The sequence below is a fragment of the Candidatus Eisenbacteria bacterium genome, from assembly GCA_013140805.1.
GTDB lineage: Bacteria > Eisenbacteria > RBG-16-71-46 > RBG-16-71-46 > RBG-16-71-46 > JABFRW01.
In genome coordinates, this window is the sequence record JABFRW010000201.1 from 25,513 (window position 1) to 39,903 (window position 14,391).

Genomic DNA, 14,391 nt, shown 5'->3' on the forward strand with positions numbered 1-14,391 from the left:
GAGCCGTCGCAGGTCCCGCGCCGTCCACATTCTTCGCCGCACAACCTTCACTTCTTGGCAACGGCAGGCCGGCCGCCGGCCGGATCGGGCAGGATCGGGGGCGCGGGAACCCAAATGGCCGGCCCGGCATTCCAGCCCCCGTGAGCAAAGCTCCATCCCGCGATTTCCCAGGAGGCGCCATGTCCGCCGCAAACCACTACGACGTCATCATCATCGGCACCGGAGCCGGCGGCGGCACGCTGGCCTGGGCGCTGGCCCCGACGGGCAAGAAGGTCCTGCTGCTCGAGCGCGGCGACTACGCGCGCCGCGAGACCGAGAACTGGAGCACGAAATCGGTGGTGCTCGAAGGTCGCTACAACAACGCCGAGAAATGGCGCGATGCCAAGGGTCACGAGTTCCAGCCCGGCCAGCACTACTTCGTCGGCGGCAACACCAAGTTCTTCGGCGCCGCGCTTCTGCGCATGCGCGAGCAGGACTTCGGCGTGGTGCAGCACGCGGGCGGCGTCTCGCCGGCGTGGCCGGTCGCCTACGCCGACCTCGAGCCGTACTACACGCAGGCCGAGCGCCTCTACAGCGTTCACGGCACGCGCGGCGAAGATCCGACCGAGCCGTGGGCGAGCGCGCCCTACTCGCATCCGGCGGTGAGTCATGAGCCGCGCATCCAGCGCCTCCACGACGGGCTGGTCTCACAGGGCTACCGGCCGTTCCACGTGCCGCTCGGCATCCGGCTCGACGAGTCGAACTGGCGGAAGAGCGCCTGCGTGCGCTGCGCGACCTGCGACGGGCATCCGTGCCTCGTCAACGCCAAGGCCGACGCGCAGGTCACCTGCGTCGATCCGGCGCTCGCGCACGGCAATGTGACGCTGCTGACCGGCGCGCTGGCGACGAAGCTCGAGACCAGCGCCGACGGCCGTACCGTGACCGGCGTGGTGGTCGAGCGCGAGGGCCGCATCGAAAACTACTCGGCCGAGCTCGTGATCTCGGCGGCCGGCGCGATCAACTCGGCGGCGCTGCTGCTGCGCTCGGCCAACGATCGCCACCCGAACGGGCTCGCCAACTCCTCGGACCAGGTCGGGCGCAACTACATGTGCCACCTGAACAGCGTGATGATGCAGATCACGAAGTGCGCGAACCCGACGGTGTTCCAGAAGACCTGGGCCATGAACGATTTCTACTGGGGCACGAAAGACTGGCAGCACCCGATGGGCCACGTCTCGTTCGTGGGCAAGCTCGACGAGAACACGCTGCGCGCCGGCGCGCCGAAGTTCGCGCCCGGCGTCGTGCTCGACCAGATGGCGAAGCACTCGCTCGACTTCTGGCTGACGAGCGAAGACCTGCCGGCTGCCGACAACCGCGTGACCGTGGAGCGCGACGGGCAGATCCGCCTGAGCTACACGCCGAACAACGAAGAGTCGCACCGCCGCCTCACGCACGAGCTGCAGGGCGCGCTCAAGCGCGTGCCCTGCGACGTGCACGGCGTCGAGTGCCACAAGGAGCTCGTGCCGATGCAGGCGTACATCGGCAAGCGCATCCCGCTCGCCGGCGTCGCGCACCAGAACGGCACGGTGCGCTTTGGCGCCGATCCGAAGGCCTCGGTGCTCGACGTGAACTGCAAGGCCCACGACCTCGACAACCTCTACGTGGTCGATGGCGGGTTCTTCCCGTCGAGCAGCGCGGTCAATCCGGCGCTCACGATCATGGCCAACGCGCTGCGCGTCGCCAATCACTTGAAGGCACGTCTCGGCGTCGGCAAAGCGGCGACGGCGATGATCGGAGGTGCAGTGTGAGGCTTCTGCGATCCACCCTCGCGAGCGCGCTGTTCGCGCTGTTGTTCGCGTTCGCGGCCCGGGCCGCCGAGGTCCCGCTCGTCCAGGGCGTCGGCCCGATCGAGATCACGGTGTCCGACCTCGATCGCTCGGTGAAGTTCTTCACCGAGGTGCTCACGTTCCGGAAGGTCGCCGAGACCGAGACGATGGGCGAGGGCTACGAGCACCTGCAGGGTGTGTTCGGCGCGCACGTGCGGCAGGCGACCCTGGCGCTCGGCGACGAGCAGATCCAGCTGACCGAGTACCTCGCACCACGCGGGCTCGGCCGGCCGGAGACGCAGCGCTCGAACGACCGCTGGTTCCAGCACGTCGCGATCATCGTCAGCGACATGGACGCGGCCTACCGGCGCCTCCGCGAGTTCAAGGTCGAGCACGCCTCGACGGCTCCGCAGACGCTCCCGGCCTGGAACCCGAACGCCGGCGGGATCTCGGCCTTCTACTTCCGCGACCCCGATGGCCACGCCCTCGAGATCCTGCACTTCCCGGCCGGCAAGGGCGCCCAGCGGTGGCATCGCAAGGACCGCATGTTCCTCGGAATCGATCACACCGCGATTGTGGTTCACGACACCGACCTGAGTCTCGCCTTCTACCGTGACCTGCTCGGCATGAAGGTCGCGGGTGGCGCCGAGAACTGGGGTGTCGAGCAGGAGCGGCTCAACAACGTGTACGGCGCGCACCTGCGCATCACGTCGCTCACCGCCGGCGCCGGGCCGTCGATCGAGCTCCTGGAGTACCTTGCGCCCGGTGACGGCCGCCCGTACCCAGCCGACGAGCACGCCAACGACCTCATCCACTGGCAGACCACGCTGAAGACACGCGACCTCGACGCCGCCGCGAAGGCGCTGCGCGCGGCGCGCTCACCGATGGTGTCGGGCAGCGCCGTGCAGCTTCCGGATCGCTCGCTGGGATTCTCGAAGGCCCTGATCGTGCGCGACCCCGATGGTCACGCCATGGAGGTGGTGCAGGAATGAAGCCGCTCACGATGGAGAACGCCGAGACCATGAACGCCACGAAGACCGGCACGATGAAGGCGATCGCCGTGATTCCCGGGAAGCCCGGCTCGATGCATCTGCGCGAAGTGCCGAAGCCGTCGCTCGACCAGATCCCGGGCGGCCGCGGCGTGCTGGTGCGCGTGCTGCGAGTCGGTGTCGACGGCACCGACAAGGAGATCAACGCCGCCGAATACGGGGCAGCACCTCCCGGCGACGACTACCTGATCATCGGGCACGAGGGCTTTGGCCGGGTACAAGCGGTCGGCGCGAACGTCACGGAGCTGGTGGCCGGCGACTACGTGGTCGCCACCGTGCGGCGGCCCGGGCACTCGATCTACGACGTCATCGGCACCAACGACATGACCACCGACGACACTTACTACGAGCGCGGCATCAACCTGCGTCACGGCTATCTCGCCGAGTACTACGTCGATGACGCCGAGTTCATCGTGAAGATCCCGATGGGCCTCAAGCAGGTCGGCGTGCTGCTCGAGCCGACCACCGTCGTCGAGAAGGGCATTGCCCAGGCGTTCGAGATTCAGCGCCGCCTGCGGGTGTGGAAGCCGAAGAAGGCGGCAGTGCTCGGCGCCGGCACGATCGGCCTGCTCGCGACGATGGCGCTGCGGCTGCGCGGCCTCGACGTGACCGTGTTCGGCCGCACGCCGCGCCCGAACCTCAACTCGGACCTGCTCGAAGCCCTCGGCGCCCGCTACCTGAGCACCGTCGACGTGCCGGTGATCGAGGGCGCGAAGCAGTTCGGCCCGTTCGACCTGATGTTCGAAGCGACCGGCTTCTCGCCGATCGTGTTCGAGTCGATGCAGGCTCTGGGCAAGAACGGCGTGCTGGTGCTGTCGAGCGTCACCGGCGGCGACCGCAAGGTCGAAGTGCCGGCCGACCGGATCAATCTCGAGTTCGTGCTCGGCAACAAGGTAATGGTCGGGACCGTGAACGCGAACCGGGAGTACTTCGAGCTCGGCGTAAAGGACCTCGCGCAGTGCGAGGCGCAGTTCCCCGGGTGGCTCGCGAAACTGATGACGCACCCGGTGAAGGGTCTCGAGCACTGGCAGCAGTTGCTCGACACGCTCACTCATGGCAAGAATGCCATCAAGGTCTACTGCGAAGTCGCGGACCTGGGATAGGGGCTCGCGCGCGGCCATGCCCCTGGCAGGCTCCTCGCGTCGATGCTGGCGATCGGGCCACATCAGGGCTCTCACCCCGTCTTGCGCCGAATCAGCTGAGTCCTGCAAGAGCAGCGGCGGAGAGGTGCCGGAGCGGTCGGACGGCGTGGTCTACTGGACCGTGAGCTTCCTGGCTTTCGCACGCTCTCGGGTCGTGCTAACTGTTGCGTCACGGCCCCGTAGCTCAGACGGATAGAGCAGCGGTTTCCTAATCGCCCCAGGCTGATCTGGACTTGGTGCCCCGGAACATGAACCGCCACAAGGAAATCGTTGCGGCCCTGAAGGATTGACCACCTTCGGGGCCCCGCTCTTTCAGGGACAGGGGTGGACCACCACGGCCCCTCGTGGACCCTCAGGCGGTAGCCAAACGGTAGCCACGCGTCGATTCTCGACGCCACCGTCGACACGCCGGGATTCCTCCCGCACATTCCGTGCGGAACCTGTCCACCATGCTGTGTCCGCCCCGAAGCTGAAGGGCGGCGAACTCACTGCCGCCTACGTGCGGCCAACGCAAGGAGAAGCGCCATGGAAGACCGTTTGCTTACCGAGATCCAGCGCCAGCAGAAGTACCTGGACGAGCTGGGACCCGAGTTCACGTTCCCGCTGTTCAACCCGAAGCACGCGATGGACTCCCAGCGCCGCAACGGCTACCGCAACACGGCAGCCGCGGCGCGCGAGATCGTCGACAACTCGATCGAGGCCGGCGCGAAGAAGGTCCACGTCGTCTTCGAGCGCGCCGCCGCATCGAAGGTCCACGGCCGTACGGAGTCGGTCACCGCGATCGCGTTCATCGACGACGGAGCGGGCATGCTGCCCCAGATGGCGCGTTGCGCCCTTTGCCTGGGGGGCGGCACTCACTTCGACGAGGCGAGTTTCATCGGGAAGTTCGGATTCGGATTGCCGAACTCCTCGATCAATCAGACCAAGCGCGTCGAGGTGTACACCAAGACCGAGGACGATCCCGCGATCTACATGACGTACCTGGACGTCAACGAGGTGCAGCACCACGGTCGGGTGGACATCCCCGAGGCGGTGGAGAAGCCCCTGCCGAGGTTTGTGCAGCGGCACCTGGAGAAGTCCGGCTTCAATTTCGACCACGGAACGGTGGTCGTGTGGGTGGAGCCGGATCGTCTCACCCGGCGCAGCGGAGCGCTCCTCAAGGAGCACCTGGTCGACGACTTCGGTGTCGTGTACCGGTACCTGCTCGACAACTTCGAGCTCGAAGTGGACGGCCTGACCGTCGAGAAGGTCGATCCGCTCTTCCTCGACCCGAAGGCGCGGCTCTACGCGAAGCCCGAGGACGGTGGCGCGACGCTGGCTCGCGACTGGGCCATCGCCGTCAAGTTGGTGCGCAATGGCAGCGAAACGGGGCATCTCGAGCGGGTTCAGCCCGACGAGGACCTCTTGAAGGACGAGAACATCATCGCGGCCGGCGTGATTGAAGTCCGCATCGCGCACTTCCCGATCGGGCTGGTCGAAGGCAAGAACGAGTTCGGTGACGACGCGAAGAAGCGAATGGAGATCAAGAAGAGCCGTCCCGGGATCTCCTTCGTCCGTGCGAACCGCGAGATCGACACCATCACGAACCTGCCGCGTTCGCAGCGTGACAAGAGCAACGGTATGGGCAACTGGCCGTTGCTGCAGGGCTACATTTACAACGTCGGCTGCGAGGTGCGTTTCCAGCCTTCGCTCGACGAGGCGTTCGGCATTACGAACGACAAGCAAAGCGTCCGTCCTCTGGAGGACTTCTGGAAGATCCTGTCGGCCGAGGAGGTCGACATGGTCTTCAGCAAGGAATACCGCTGGCACCCGGTCGAGCGCCGTCGGCTGAAGGACGAGCGCAACAAGGTGACAGCCGAACCGAGCCAGGAGGCTTCGCCGGCGGAGAAGGCAGCTGCCACCGCTGACATGGTGCAGGGCACCGTCCCGAAGGCACCCGAGACCGAGCGCCCGACGCTTCGGCGAAAGTTCGATGCCGAGGCCGAGCGGCAGTCGAAGGTGACGGGGGAGACGATCGAGGAGGTCAAGAAGGCCCTCGAGAAGCAGGCCAAATTCCGGCCTTACCTCATCGACTACTTCGATGACCCGAACGCGCCGTTCTATGTGCCGGAGTGGACGCCGGCGGGGCAGGTGCTGGTCAAGGTGAACCGGCAGCACCCGTTCTTCGAGACCCTCTATTCCGCCACCCTGGTCTCGGGGCAGGGCGCCAGGCTGAAGTACGGCATGGATGTTCTGCTGTTGATGCTCGGCCGCGCGGAGCTCACCGCGGAGCATGACCACACCAAGATGCTCTACGAGGCTCAGCGCGTGGGAATCTGGTCGCCGTTCCTGCGGAACTCGCTGAAGGTGCTGGAGCAGGCGCTCCAGGATCAAGACGAAATCGAGGAGTCGCTCGAGGACGACGAGGCCCCGGCGACCGCGTAATCAGTGCCGGCCGGTTGCCAGTTGTCGGGCGACCGGCCGGAGATGTACTCTTCACGACCTGAACAGCCGGTGCAGGTGCGGCCAACGTGCCGCCTAGGCCCCCGGGCGCTGCAGCGGCATAACGAGACGTCGCCAGTTGATGGCGGCGTTGGCCTGCTGCAAGCGCAAGGGAGAGCCGCACCCATGTCCATGCCCTCGACCCGTGCAGGGTCGGCCCGTGCAGGGCTGTGCGACCTTTTGGTCGCTTACCTCCGTGGTGACCTCGACGCCCGCGAACGGTTTCCGGCCGAGGCCCACGACGTTCTCACCCGCCTCGCCGCGCATCACGCCTGGTTCCTGCCTCAGGATGTGCGAGACGAAGTCGTCAGCGAAGCCCACCTCATCCTGCTCGAACGCGGCGCGGTCTTCGACCCGTCCCGTGCGCCGGCGCGCGTCTTCCTGCGCCTCGTCGTGCGCGACGCGGTGAAGCGTGTCGCCGCGAGCTACTGCCCGCCGGGGTGGCGCACGCGCCCCACGGCCGGCGATGCCGAACAGCAGCAGCGGGCCGTCCTGTCGCTCGAGCAGCACCTCGGGCAGGGCGCCGACTTCTGCGACCACTGTGCGGAACGCGAGATCGAGCAGCGGTGCGACCTGCGGACCGTGTTCGACCGCGCGCCGGGCGTCGTGGGCATCGCGCTGCGGCGCATCTACTGCGACGGCGTGCCCGCCGCTGGCGTCGCGAAGGCGCTCGGCTTGTCGCGGTTCACGCTGCTTCGGCGGATCCACGCCTTCACGGCCGCTGTTCGCGAAGGGGGTGCCGTCGCCGCGTGACGCAGCTCGCAAGATTGCCTCGGGAGCCCTGGGAAGGCTACCGCTACGCCCCGTGGAATTAGTGTCCTGCGGGGCGTTGCGCTGAGCGGTCCAGAAGTAGACGCTCGCCACCATTCATGGACGTTCAAGCCGCAGCCGAATGGGTAGCCACAGCGTCGCGGAATCGACGCTCGTGTCGGCCAGCCGACACCTGTTAGTTTCCCGAGCAAATCGCCACCTGGGCGGTTCCTGCGTGCAGCAGCACTCCACCGTGGAGGTGGTAGGCCGTGGCAAAGAGCGACATCGCATTCAGTTCCGAGTTTTCCCCGTCTCAGGTGGATCTTGTGGACGTCCTCAATGTGTTGGAATCGACCGCGGGCAATAGCGGCGCCCTCCTGAGGGCCGTCCAAGCGAAATGGTTCCCCAAGGCGGTCGTGGCCAAGAACGTGCGTCTGTCCTTGTTGGCCTACGGGATCATCGCTGATGGTTCGGGGCCGAACGACAAGGGCAGCAAGCTGCACGAGCGGTTCCACCTGACTGACGCCGGCAAGCGGCTCATGGCTCTGCGCGACAACCCCGATGCCCTGTATGCCGAGATGGGCCGCCACGTGCTACTGAAGGTGAGGGGGGGCATGGCCGTACTGAACGTCGTCGAGGACCTCGACGCATCTGGCATCGCCGTCAAGATGGATGCGGTCCGCGAGGAACTGGTGAGGCGCGGCCTGCACATTCCAAAAAACAACATGGCGGCGACGCGTGTCAGGCAGTGGCTCGAGAAATGCGGGGTGGTGACTCCCGAGCCACATCGGGTCGTCGAGGCACGCAAGGCCGAACTCCTCGGATCCTCGACGCAAGAGATCGAAGCATTGGACGGGCTGACAAGCGAGCAGAAGGCCTACGCCCGGGCGCTCGCCCGGATGAACGTCACGGAAATCCGCTCGAACGAGGTCGCCAAGTTCGCGACGGAGACCTTTGGCGTCCGGTTTCCCGACACGGGTCTGCCTGGTGCCGTCCTCGAGCCCCTGAAGGAGCGAGGGCTGTTGACCTATCAGAAGACGACCGGAGGGCGAGGGGCGAAGCCGTCGATTGTTCGCCCGACGGAGAAACTCAAGATCGACGTCTTCGAGCCTCTGCTCGACGCCGTCGAAGCATCCGCCGGCATCGAGTATCGCTCCTTCGTTCGCGCGCCTTGGGCCGACGTCCTGCGCGACCTGAAGAGCGAGAACAAGAACGTCAAGGGGAAGGCCCTGGAGGCTCTCGCGGCGAAGCTCTCCTTCGTCGCCGGCTTGGAGTATCGTGCGTGGCGGCTCCGGGGGACGACCACCGGCGGCGCCGAGGTCGACCTCTTGGTCGAGAGTCACAAGCCCGTCTTCCTGCGTTGGAACATTCAGTGTAAGAACACGAGCTCAGTGCGCCTGGACGATGTCGCGAAAGAGGTTGGGCTCGCCGTCCAGATGGACGCGAACGTGGTGGTTGTCGTCTCGACCGGGCGGTTCTCCGCTGACGCCATCGAGCACGCGAAGAGTGTCATGAAGCGCACCAACTTGACCGTGGTCCTCATGGACGAACGAGACATCAAGGCGATCGCCGAGAACCCCGCAACAATCTTCGAGATCTTGCACCGGACGGCGAAGCTGGCCGCAACCCTCAAACGGATTGAGGACGAGTCGTGACGGCATTCCCAAGGATCAAGCAGGACGCGGCATACACGACCAAGCTCGGCAAGGCGTACATCGCGGACTCCCGCGGCCTGATGGAGACGCTTCCCGACGAGAGCGTCGATCTGGTGATGACCTCGCCGCCGTTCGCGCTCCTGCGTCAGAAGGACTACGGAAACGTCCCCGACCACGAGTACATCGCCTGGTTCACGCCGTTCGCGAAAGAGATCCAGCGTATCCTGAAGCCCACCGGGAGCTTCGTACTCGACATTGGCGGGACTTGGAACAAGGGTGAGCCCACACGCTCGGTCTACCATTACGACCTCGCGGTCCAGCTCGTGCGCCACGGCTTCTTTCTGGCACAGGAGTTCTTCTGGTTTAACCCGGCCAAGCTGCCCAGCCCGGCTGAGTGGGTGACGGTCCGGCGAATCCGCGTGAAGGACGCTGTCAACATGGTCTGGTGGTTCTCGAAGACCACGAAGCCGAAGGCGACGAACCGCAAGGTGCTGACGCCGTACAGCGAGTCGATGAAGGCCCTCCTCAAGAATGGCTACAACAAGGGCCTGCGTCCTTCTGGCCACGATATCTCCGATAACTTTTCGAAGGACAACGGCGGCGCGATCCCGTCCAACCTCCTGGCCATTCCGAACACGGAGAGCAACACGCTTTACCAACGACGGTGTAAGGAGTGCGGCATCAAGGCACATCCGGCGCGGTACCCCGCGGGACTGCCTGACTTCTTCGTGAAGATGCTCACGGATCCGGGCGATCTGGTGCTCGATCCGTTCGGGGGCTCGAACATGACCGGCCAGGTGTGTGAGGCCGATGGTCGGCGCTGGATCTCCTGCGACCTCGATCCTGAATACGTCACCGCGTCCATGTTCCGCTTCGACGGGAAGATCGTTTCGAAAACGATTGCGCTCCCACGGCCGAAGCTCAAGGTCGTCAAGAAGACCGCTTAAGAAAACCCCGCTTCACTTGGAAGCGGGGACGGGCTTCTTCGCGGGCAGTCCGCGGTACTCCTGCTCGAACCGCTCCCATTCAGGAAGCAACCGGCAGTTGCGGATGATCCAGCGGGCGCTCTCGAGCTTGTTTCGGTAGAGCACCAGGCTCACGAAGTCGATCGGGTCGCCCCAGGCGTGACACTTCGTGCATCGCCAGCGGTTCTTCCTCGGGAAGATCAGGCACGTCATCCGAGGCTGCCCTTCGTGCTTTGGGTTCGGGCAGCAAGTGACGCCGAGCTGATTGTAGCGGTCGATTGGGAACGAGAGCATGGAGACGACCCACAGGATCGGGTGCCACCGCGCGTCACCGAACACGTCGGCCATGAGCCGCCTCCTTTCAAAGGGCGGTGCCGCCGGCAGGGCTTGTCTTCCTGTCGGCAACGCCACCCCTTCAAGGGGCGGTGTCAGTCAGACCGCTCTACGCTGTGCGGCGAAGGTCGACCCCGTATGCTCCGGCTAGTTCTTTGACGCGTGCAGTGAAGACAGCGGCCTTGTTCCGCAATGTTCCCCCGCGGTCGCTGTCCTTGATCTCCGACAACGCCTGACGCACGAGTCGCTCGAGCCCAGCTTCCAAGAAGGTGCGGGCGACGTGGCGATAAAAGGGTCGAGAGTGCGAATCCCCGAGCAGATCGAGCATGTCTCCGGCCAATGCCTCGATGTGCAGAAGCTCGTCGCGTTTCTCGCGGCTCGTGGTGATCTGGGGGAGCACATCTTGGAGATGTTTGGTCGTCGGCGTTGATCGGCGCTCTCGTGCTCGCAGCATGTGCCCTAGCGGGTTGAGCCCTCCGGGCCCAGCCGACACGGGTACTTCTAGCGAAACGTTACGTTCGTTAGGTACTTCTTCAAGGTACTTGTTCTTGCTGGCGGTTTTCCCGCCAGCTTGATGGAGCGGTTTTCCCGCGTCATAGGGCTGGTCTTCCACAGCCGAGTCCCTATGCGGCGGTTTCACCGCCGCATAGGGCTGGCCCTGCGTCTTGAGGGTTGTCTGTTTGGATGCCTGATCTACCAAGAGTGTGACCGCGTCCTCGTCGCGCAGGGGGATTTCGAAGAACACCTGGTACTTGTCGGACGCGCGGCGAGGGCGCCCGGTCGCCCTGTCCCGAACATACTGCGCTTCGCGCCTAATGAATCCGTGAAGCTCGAGGGCAACGAGCCCCGACCGGAGAGACTCACGGTCTCGGATCCCGACCTCACGGGCGAGGGTTTCTTGTTTCGGCCAGCAGAAGTCGCGCCGTTCGCCGGTTCGGGGGTTGTAGAAGCAGTGCTGACGAAGGCGCATGTACAGGGTCGATGCCACGGGACCGAGGACGGGCACCCAGTGGTCCCAAAAATACTTGGGCGCCTGGACAACCTGGTGGGCTTGGGTGATCTCGTTGTAGGCGTCACGAAACGCGGGTTCGAGGACGATTCGCTGGCGACGCTCGTCAGCTGAGAGGCTTGCGAGAAAGGCCTCGAGTTCCTTGCGGTGTTGGTCCTCGGGCGAGCGGGAAGGAGAGTCCGACATTTGTGTGCGGTTAGGAGATGAGCTTCACGGCACGTCACTCGCGCAACCTTGCAGTCGAGCGTCCTGCTGTGTGGTCCATCGCTATCCTCGTTCGTGCCGCCTAAAGGTGGCACGCGCCGCTTCAAGCGCGTAGGCCACGTCGTCATCAGCGACGCGCGTCCGCTTAGCAAAGCGGATTGTGACGACGGCGCCGATGTCCTCGACACTGATTTGCACGACTGCGGCCCTAGGGCGGCCGCCAGCGCGGCGCTTCTTCTCGGCCAGGGTCGCCCGCGCCTGGGCCACGGTGATCGTCTTGCCGGACACCTTCCCGAACAGGAGGGCTTGGCGAGTTTCAGGGTCGGGCGCCCGCAACGCCGCATAGATCAGCGTCCTTCCTGGCGCTTCGTCTGGACGAAGTTTGACGATCGCGGCTTTTTCATGCCGGGTGAGGCGCTCCTCGACCGCCAACAGTTGCGAGACGTAGGACTCGGGCTTGTGGATCTTCGAAGCGACCTGCCGCTGCGTGTAGTCCTTGGCACTCATCAGGCGCCGAATGGCTGCGGCCTCGTCGAGCGGGTTGAGGTTCGTGCGATGCAGGTTCTCCTCAATCTGCTGGATTGCCGCATTCGTGTCGTCGAGGTCTTTGACGACGGCGGGGATCTCGGACAGGCCAGCCGCAGAGGCGGCTCGGTAGCGTCGCTCGCCGGCGACAATCTTGAAGTAGTCATCGCCTTCGACGTAGCGCACTGTAATCGGCTGGATCACCCCGTGCTCGCGGATGCTCGAGACTAGGTCCGCAAAGTCTGGCGCGTGGGTGTCCACTTGGCGGGGCTGGTTGGGGTCGGGCTTGACGTACTTGAGTGGTAGCGTTCCCGTACTGCGATCAAGCCGGAGCTTCGAGCGAACGCCGTCGCGTTCGATGACGGATAGCTCGACGGCGGGCAACTCGGTGGGGCGCGCCAGCGTTCCCTGCACGCCCTGAACGGCGAGGTCCAGCACGCTAGGCTTCTTTCGGCGTGGTGTTGCGGAGGTGTCAGTCGTGCCGGGCATAGGCGATTGGCGCTTCCTGGGGCTGTCCTGCGGCCCTGGAGGCATCGTGGGTGAGGTGCCCAGCAAGCCTTTCGAAGGCCGCAGCTTGCTCGCTACCTGGCTTGTAGTGCGTGATGGGCTGGCGGGCGGTGATCGACTCGCGGTATCGCGCGCTGTTCTTGATGTAGACGTCCAGCACGGGAATGCCTGCCGACATGCGAAGCGTCGTGGCGATTGTCTGCTCGATCGAGCGCCGCGAGTTGTACAGGCTGATCAGCACGCCCTCGACAACGAGACGTCGATTGACCTGCTGCATCTGCCCGATGAGTGCGAGCAGTTGTTGCAGGCCGTCCACGGAAAACTGGTCGGCTTCCATCGGAATCACGACGCTGTCCGCAGCGCACAGCGCGTTTGTCGTGTGAATGTCGAGGTTCGGCGGGCAATCCAGCAGCACTACGTCGTAGGGGTTGGGTTGCTGTTGCCGCTCGCGAATCGCGGTGTCCAGGCGGATGTGTTGGTCTTGTTCGTCCTGAAGGGCATAGCCCAGCCGGTTCATTCGCGAATCCGCCGGCGCGACGTCGACGTTCTTCGTCGCCGTCAGCTGAACCGCGCGCGCGAGTTCGATCTGGTCAACGAGAACGTCGTAGATCGTTGGGCGGTTGAGCTGCTTGAGGAACAGCCGGGTGAGGTTCACCTGGGCATCAAGGTCGACAACGAGGACGCGCAGCCCGACGTCTGAGAGTGCCCCGGCGAGGTGAAACACCGTATGGGTCTTGCCGACTCCGCCCTTATTGTTGACGATGCAGAGAATCTTGCTCATCCGTGAGACTGACTTAGCAATGGATTAGTTGTGGTGCCAGGGGCACGTCGGCGAGGCCAGTGGTGGCTGCGCAACGGAAGCGCGGGAGTGCTCGTCGACAAGTTCGCCCCAAGACCGTTAGCCTAGCAAGGTGGCACGCGCAGTCAAGACCTCGGGTCCTCACGATGGCGTGAATAGCCCTGATTGCTCACGAGTCGTGGCAGACAGGAAGACCTCCGCGTGCGGGAGTCCAACAGGACACAGTGTGTGCTGTTCGAGGGGACGTTCGGCAAGCCGCTCCACCCAACTCTCGGAGCGGACGCTTCGCACCGCCCGTCATCACCATTCGCCGGCCCTTTGACGCCACGCCTCGGACGGTGTTGTCTCCAAGGTCAGCAGTCGAACCTGTCCTTTGGCGAGCTTGATGTGCCTCTTCAGACGAGGGCCGCGCCATGAGCACGCAGCGCCGAGTCGCATTGTCCTTCGCGGGCGAACAGCGCCCGTATGTGACGGCCGTCTCAAGGCGACTTTCAGAGCTCGGAGTGGATCACTTCTTGGCCGACCTCGAAACCGTCGAGCTCTGGGGACAGGACCTACCGTCTTATCTCGACCATGTTTATCGGCTAGAGAGTCGTTTCGTCATTGTCTTTATCTCGCGTGAGTATGTATCCAAAGTGTGGACAAGACATGAGTTCCGCAGCGCCCTGGCTGCGGCCCTGAACCAACCGGGTCCCTTCCTGCTGCCAGTCCGCTTTGATGACTCGGACACTCCCGGCCTTCCGCCAACCCTCGGTCATCTGGACGCGAGGGCCATGCCCCCCGAGGCGGTCGCCGAGGCGACTGCCCAGAAACTGGCTCAGACGGAGGGGCAACAACTAGTCATGGCTGCCGTCGACGCGCTCGGCTACCGCCCTTTTCCGGCCCAGGAGATAGATGAGCTGGATGCGCTCCTTCGACAGCGTGAATCGATGGCGCCGTCTCCTGGTCATCAGCAGGAGTTCGAGCGTCAGGAACGCATCCGCGTTCTAGTCGCGCGGTTGCGGTCGCATCCCACGCCTCGTCCGGGCGACGTGGTTTGCGTTAGCGTAACGTCGCTTCTGTAAATTCATATTTCCTGCATGAGCGGCCGCCGGGAGTTGCAACGGCGGGCCGCGTCGGCTCTCCTCGTCGATGTCCTGGAAGACGTCAACGAAGGAGGAAGCGATG

12 protein-coding genes are annotated in these 14,391 nt (G+C 64.7%); 8 read left to right on the top strand and 4 right to left on the bottom strand.

What is annotated here, in order from left to right; genetic code table 11:
• Positions 1–179: 179 nt before the first annotated feature.
• From HOP12_15495 to HOP12_15525, 7 genes are all read left to right on the top strand, one after another.
• A complete protein-coding gene (locus HOP12_15495; GenBank protein NOT35548.1) occupies positions 180–1,787 on the top strand; it encodes a GMC family oxidoreductase in 1,608 nt (535 codons plus the stop codon).
• A complete protein-coding gene (locus HOP12_15500; GenBank protein NOT35549.1) occupies positions 1,784–2,797 on the top strand; it encodes a glyoxalase in 1,014 nt (337 codons plus the stop codon). Before HOP12_15495 ends, HOP12_15500 begins: the two co-directional genes overlap by 4 nt.
• Positions 2,798–2,850: 53 nt before the next feature.
• Positions 2,851–3,957 carry a glucose 1-dehydrogenase gene (locus HOP12_15505; protein ID NOT35550.1) on the top strand — a complete coding sequence of 369 codons (1,107 nt, stop codon included), beginning with the start codon at positions 2,851–2,853 and terminating at the stop codon, positions 3,955–3,957.
• Between the two features lie 564 nt (positions 3,958–4,521).
• Complete coding sequence (locus HOP12_15510; GenBank protein NOT35551.1) at positions 4,522–6,420, top strand: hypothetical protein; 1,899 nt, start codon at positions 4,522–4,524, stop codon at positions 6,418–6,420.
• Between the two features lie 183 nt (positions 6,421–6,603).
• Positions 6,604–7,230: a hypothetical protein gene (locus tag HOP12_15515; GenBank protein ID NOT35552.1), complete on the top strand. Its 627-nt coding sequence runs from the start codon at positions 6,604–6,606 to the stop codon at positions 7,228–7,230.
• 266 nt (positions 7,231–7,496) lie between these two features.
• Positions 7,497–8,882, top strand: coding sequence for a hypothetical protein (locus HOP12_15520; GenBank protein NOT35553.1), 1,386 nt, complete (start codon positions 7,497–7,499; stop codon positions 8,880–8,882).
• 80 nt (positions 8,883–8,962) lie between these two features.
• Positions 8,963–9,829 carry a site-specific DNA-methyltransferase gene (locus HOP12_15525; GenBank protein ID NOT35554.1) on the top strand — a complete coding sequence of 289 codons (867 nt, stop codon included), beginning with the start codon at positions 8,963–8,965 and terminating at the stop codon, positions 9,827–9,829.
• Between the two features lie 12 nt (positions 9,830–9,841).
• Here HOP12_15525 and HOP12_15530 read toward each other — a convergent pair whose 3' ends face one another.
• The 4 genes from HOP12_15530 to HOP12_15545 all read right to left on the bottom strand — a co-directional run bounded on the left by HOP12_15530 (position 9,842) and on the right by HOP12_15545 (position 13,206).
• A complete protein-coding gene (locus tag HOP12_15530; protein ID NOT35555.1) occupies positions 9,842–10,195 on the bottom strand; it encodes a hypothetical protein in 354 nt (117 codons plus the stop codon).
• A 94-nt stretch (positions 10,196–10,289) separates the two neighbouring features.
• Positions 10,290–11,375 (bottom strand): hypothetical protein, encoded by a 1,086-nt coding sequence (locus HOP12_15535; GenBank protein NOT35556.1) that lies wholly within the window; start codon positions 11,373–11,375, stop codon positions 10,290–10,292.
• 81 nt (positions 11,376–11,456) lie between these two features.
• Positions 11,457–12,356, bottom strand: a complete 900-nt coding sequence (locus tag HOP12_15540) for a ParB/RepB/Spo0J family partition protein (protein ID NOT35557.1) — start codon at positions 12,354–12,356, stop codon at positions 11,457–11,459.
• 34 nt (positions 12,357–12,390) lie between these two features.
• Positions 12,391–13,206, bottom strand: a complete 816-nt coding sequence (locus HOP12_15545) for a ParA family protein (GenBank protein NOT35558.1) — start codon at positions 13,204–13,206, stop codon at positions 12,391–12,393.
• Positions 13,207–13,637: 431 nt separating this feature from the next.
• Between HOP12_15545 and HOP12_15550 the strand changes: the two genes are divergently transcribed.
• Entirely contained in the window at positions 13,638–14,288 is a 651-nt protein-coding gene (locus HOP12_15550) for a TIR domain-containing protein (protein ID NOT35559.1), read from the top strand.
• The last annotated feature ends 103 nt before the right edge of the window (positions 14,289–14,391 follow it).

Excerpts from the sequence above, each read along its gene's own strand:
- HOP12_15550 (NOT35559.1), top strand. The coding sequence starts at position 13,638 with ATGAGCACGCAGCGCCGAGTCGCATTGTCCTTCGCGGGCGAACAGCGC.
- HOP12_15525 (NOT35554.1), top strand. The coding sequence starts at position 8,963 with ATGGAGACGCTTCCCGACGAGAGCGTCGATCTGGTGATGACCTCGCCG.
- HOP12_15530 (NOT35555.1), bottom strand. The coding sequence starts at position 10,195 with ATGGCCGACGTGTTCGGTGACGCGCGGTGGCACCCGATCCTGTGGGTC.
- HOP12_15515 (NOT35552.1), top strand. The coding sequence starts at position 6,604 with ATGTCCATGCCCTCGACCCGTGCAGGGTCGGCCCGTGCAGGGCTGTGC.
- HOP12_15545 (NOT35558.1), bottom strand. The coding sequence starts at position 13,206 with ATGAGCAAGATTCTCTGCATCGTCAACAATAAGGGCGGAGTCGGCAAG.
- HOP12_15505 (NOT35550.1), top strand. The coding sequence starts at position 2,851 with ATGAAGGCGATCGCCGTGATTCCCGGGAAGCCCGGCTCGATGCATCTG.
- HOP12_15535 (NOT35556.1), bottom strand. The coding sequence starts at position 11,375 with ATGTCGGACTCTCCTTCCCGCTCGCCCGAGGACCAACACCGCAAGGAA.
- HOP12_15510 (NOT35551.1), top strand. The coding sequence starts at position 4,522 with ATGGAAGACCGTTTGCTTACCGAGATCCAGCGCCAGCAGAAGTACCTG.
- HOP12_15495 (NOT35548.1), top strand. The coding sequence starts at position 180 with ATGTCCGCCGCAAACCACTACGACGTCATCATCATCGGCACCGGAGCC.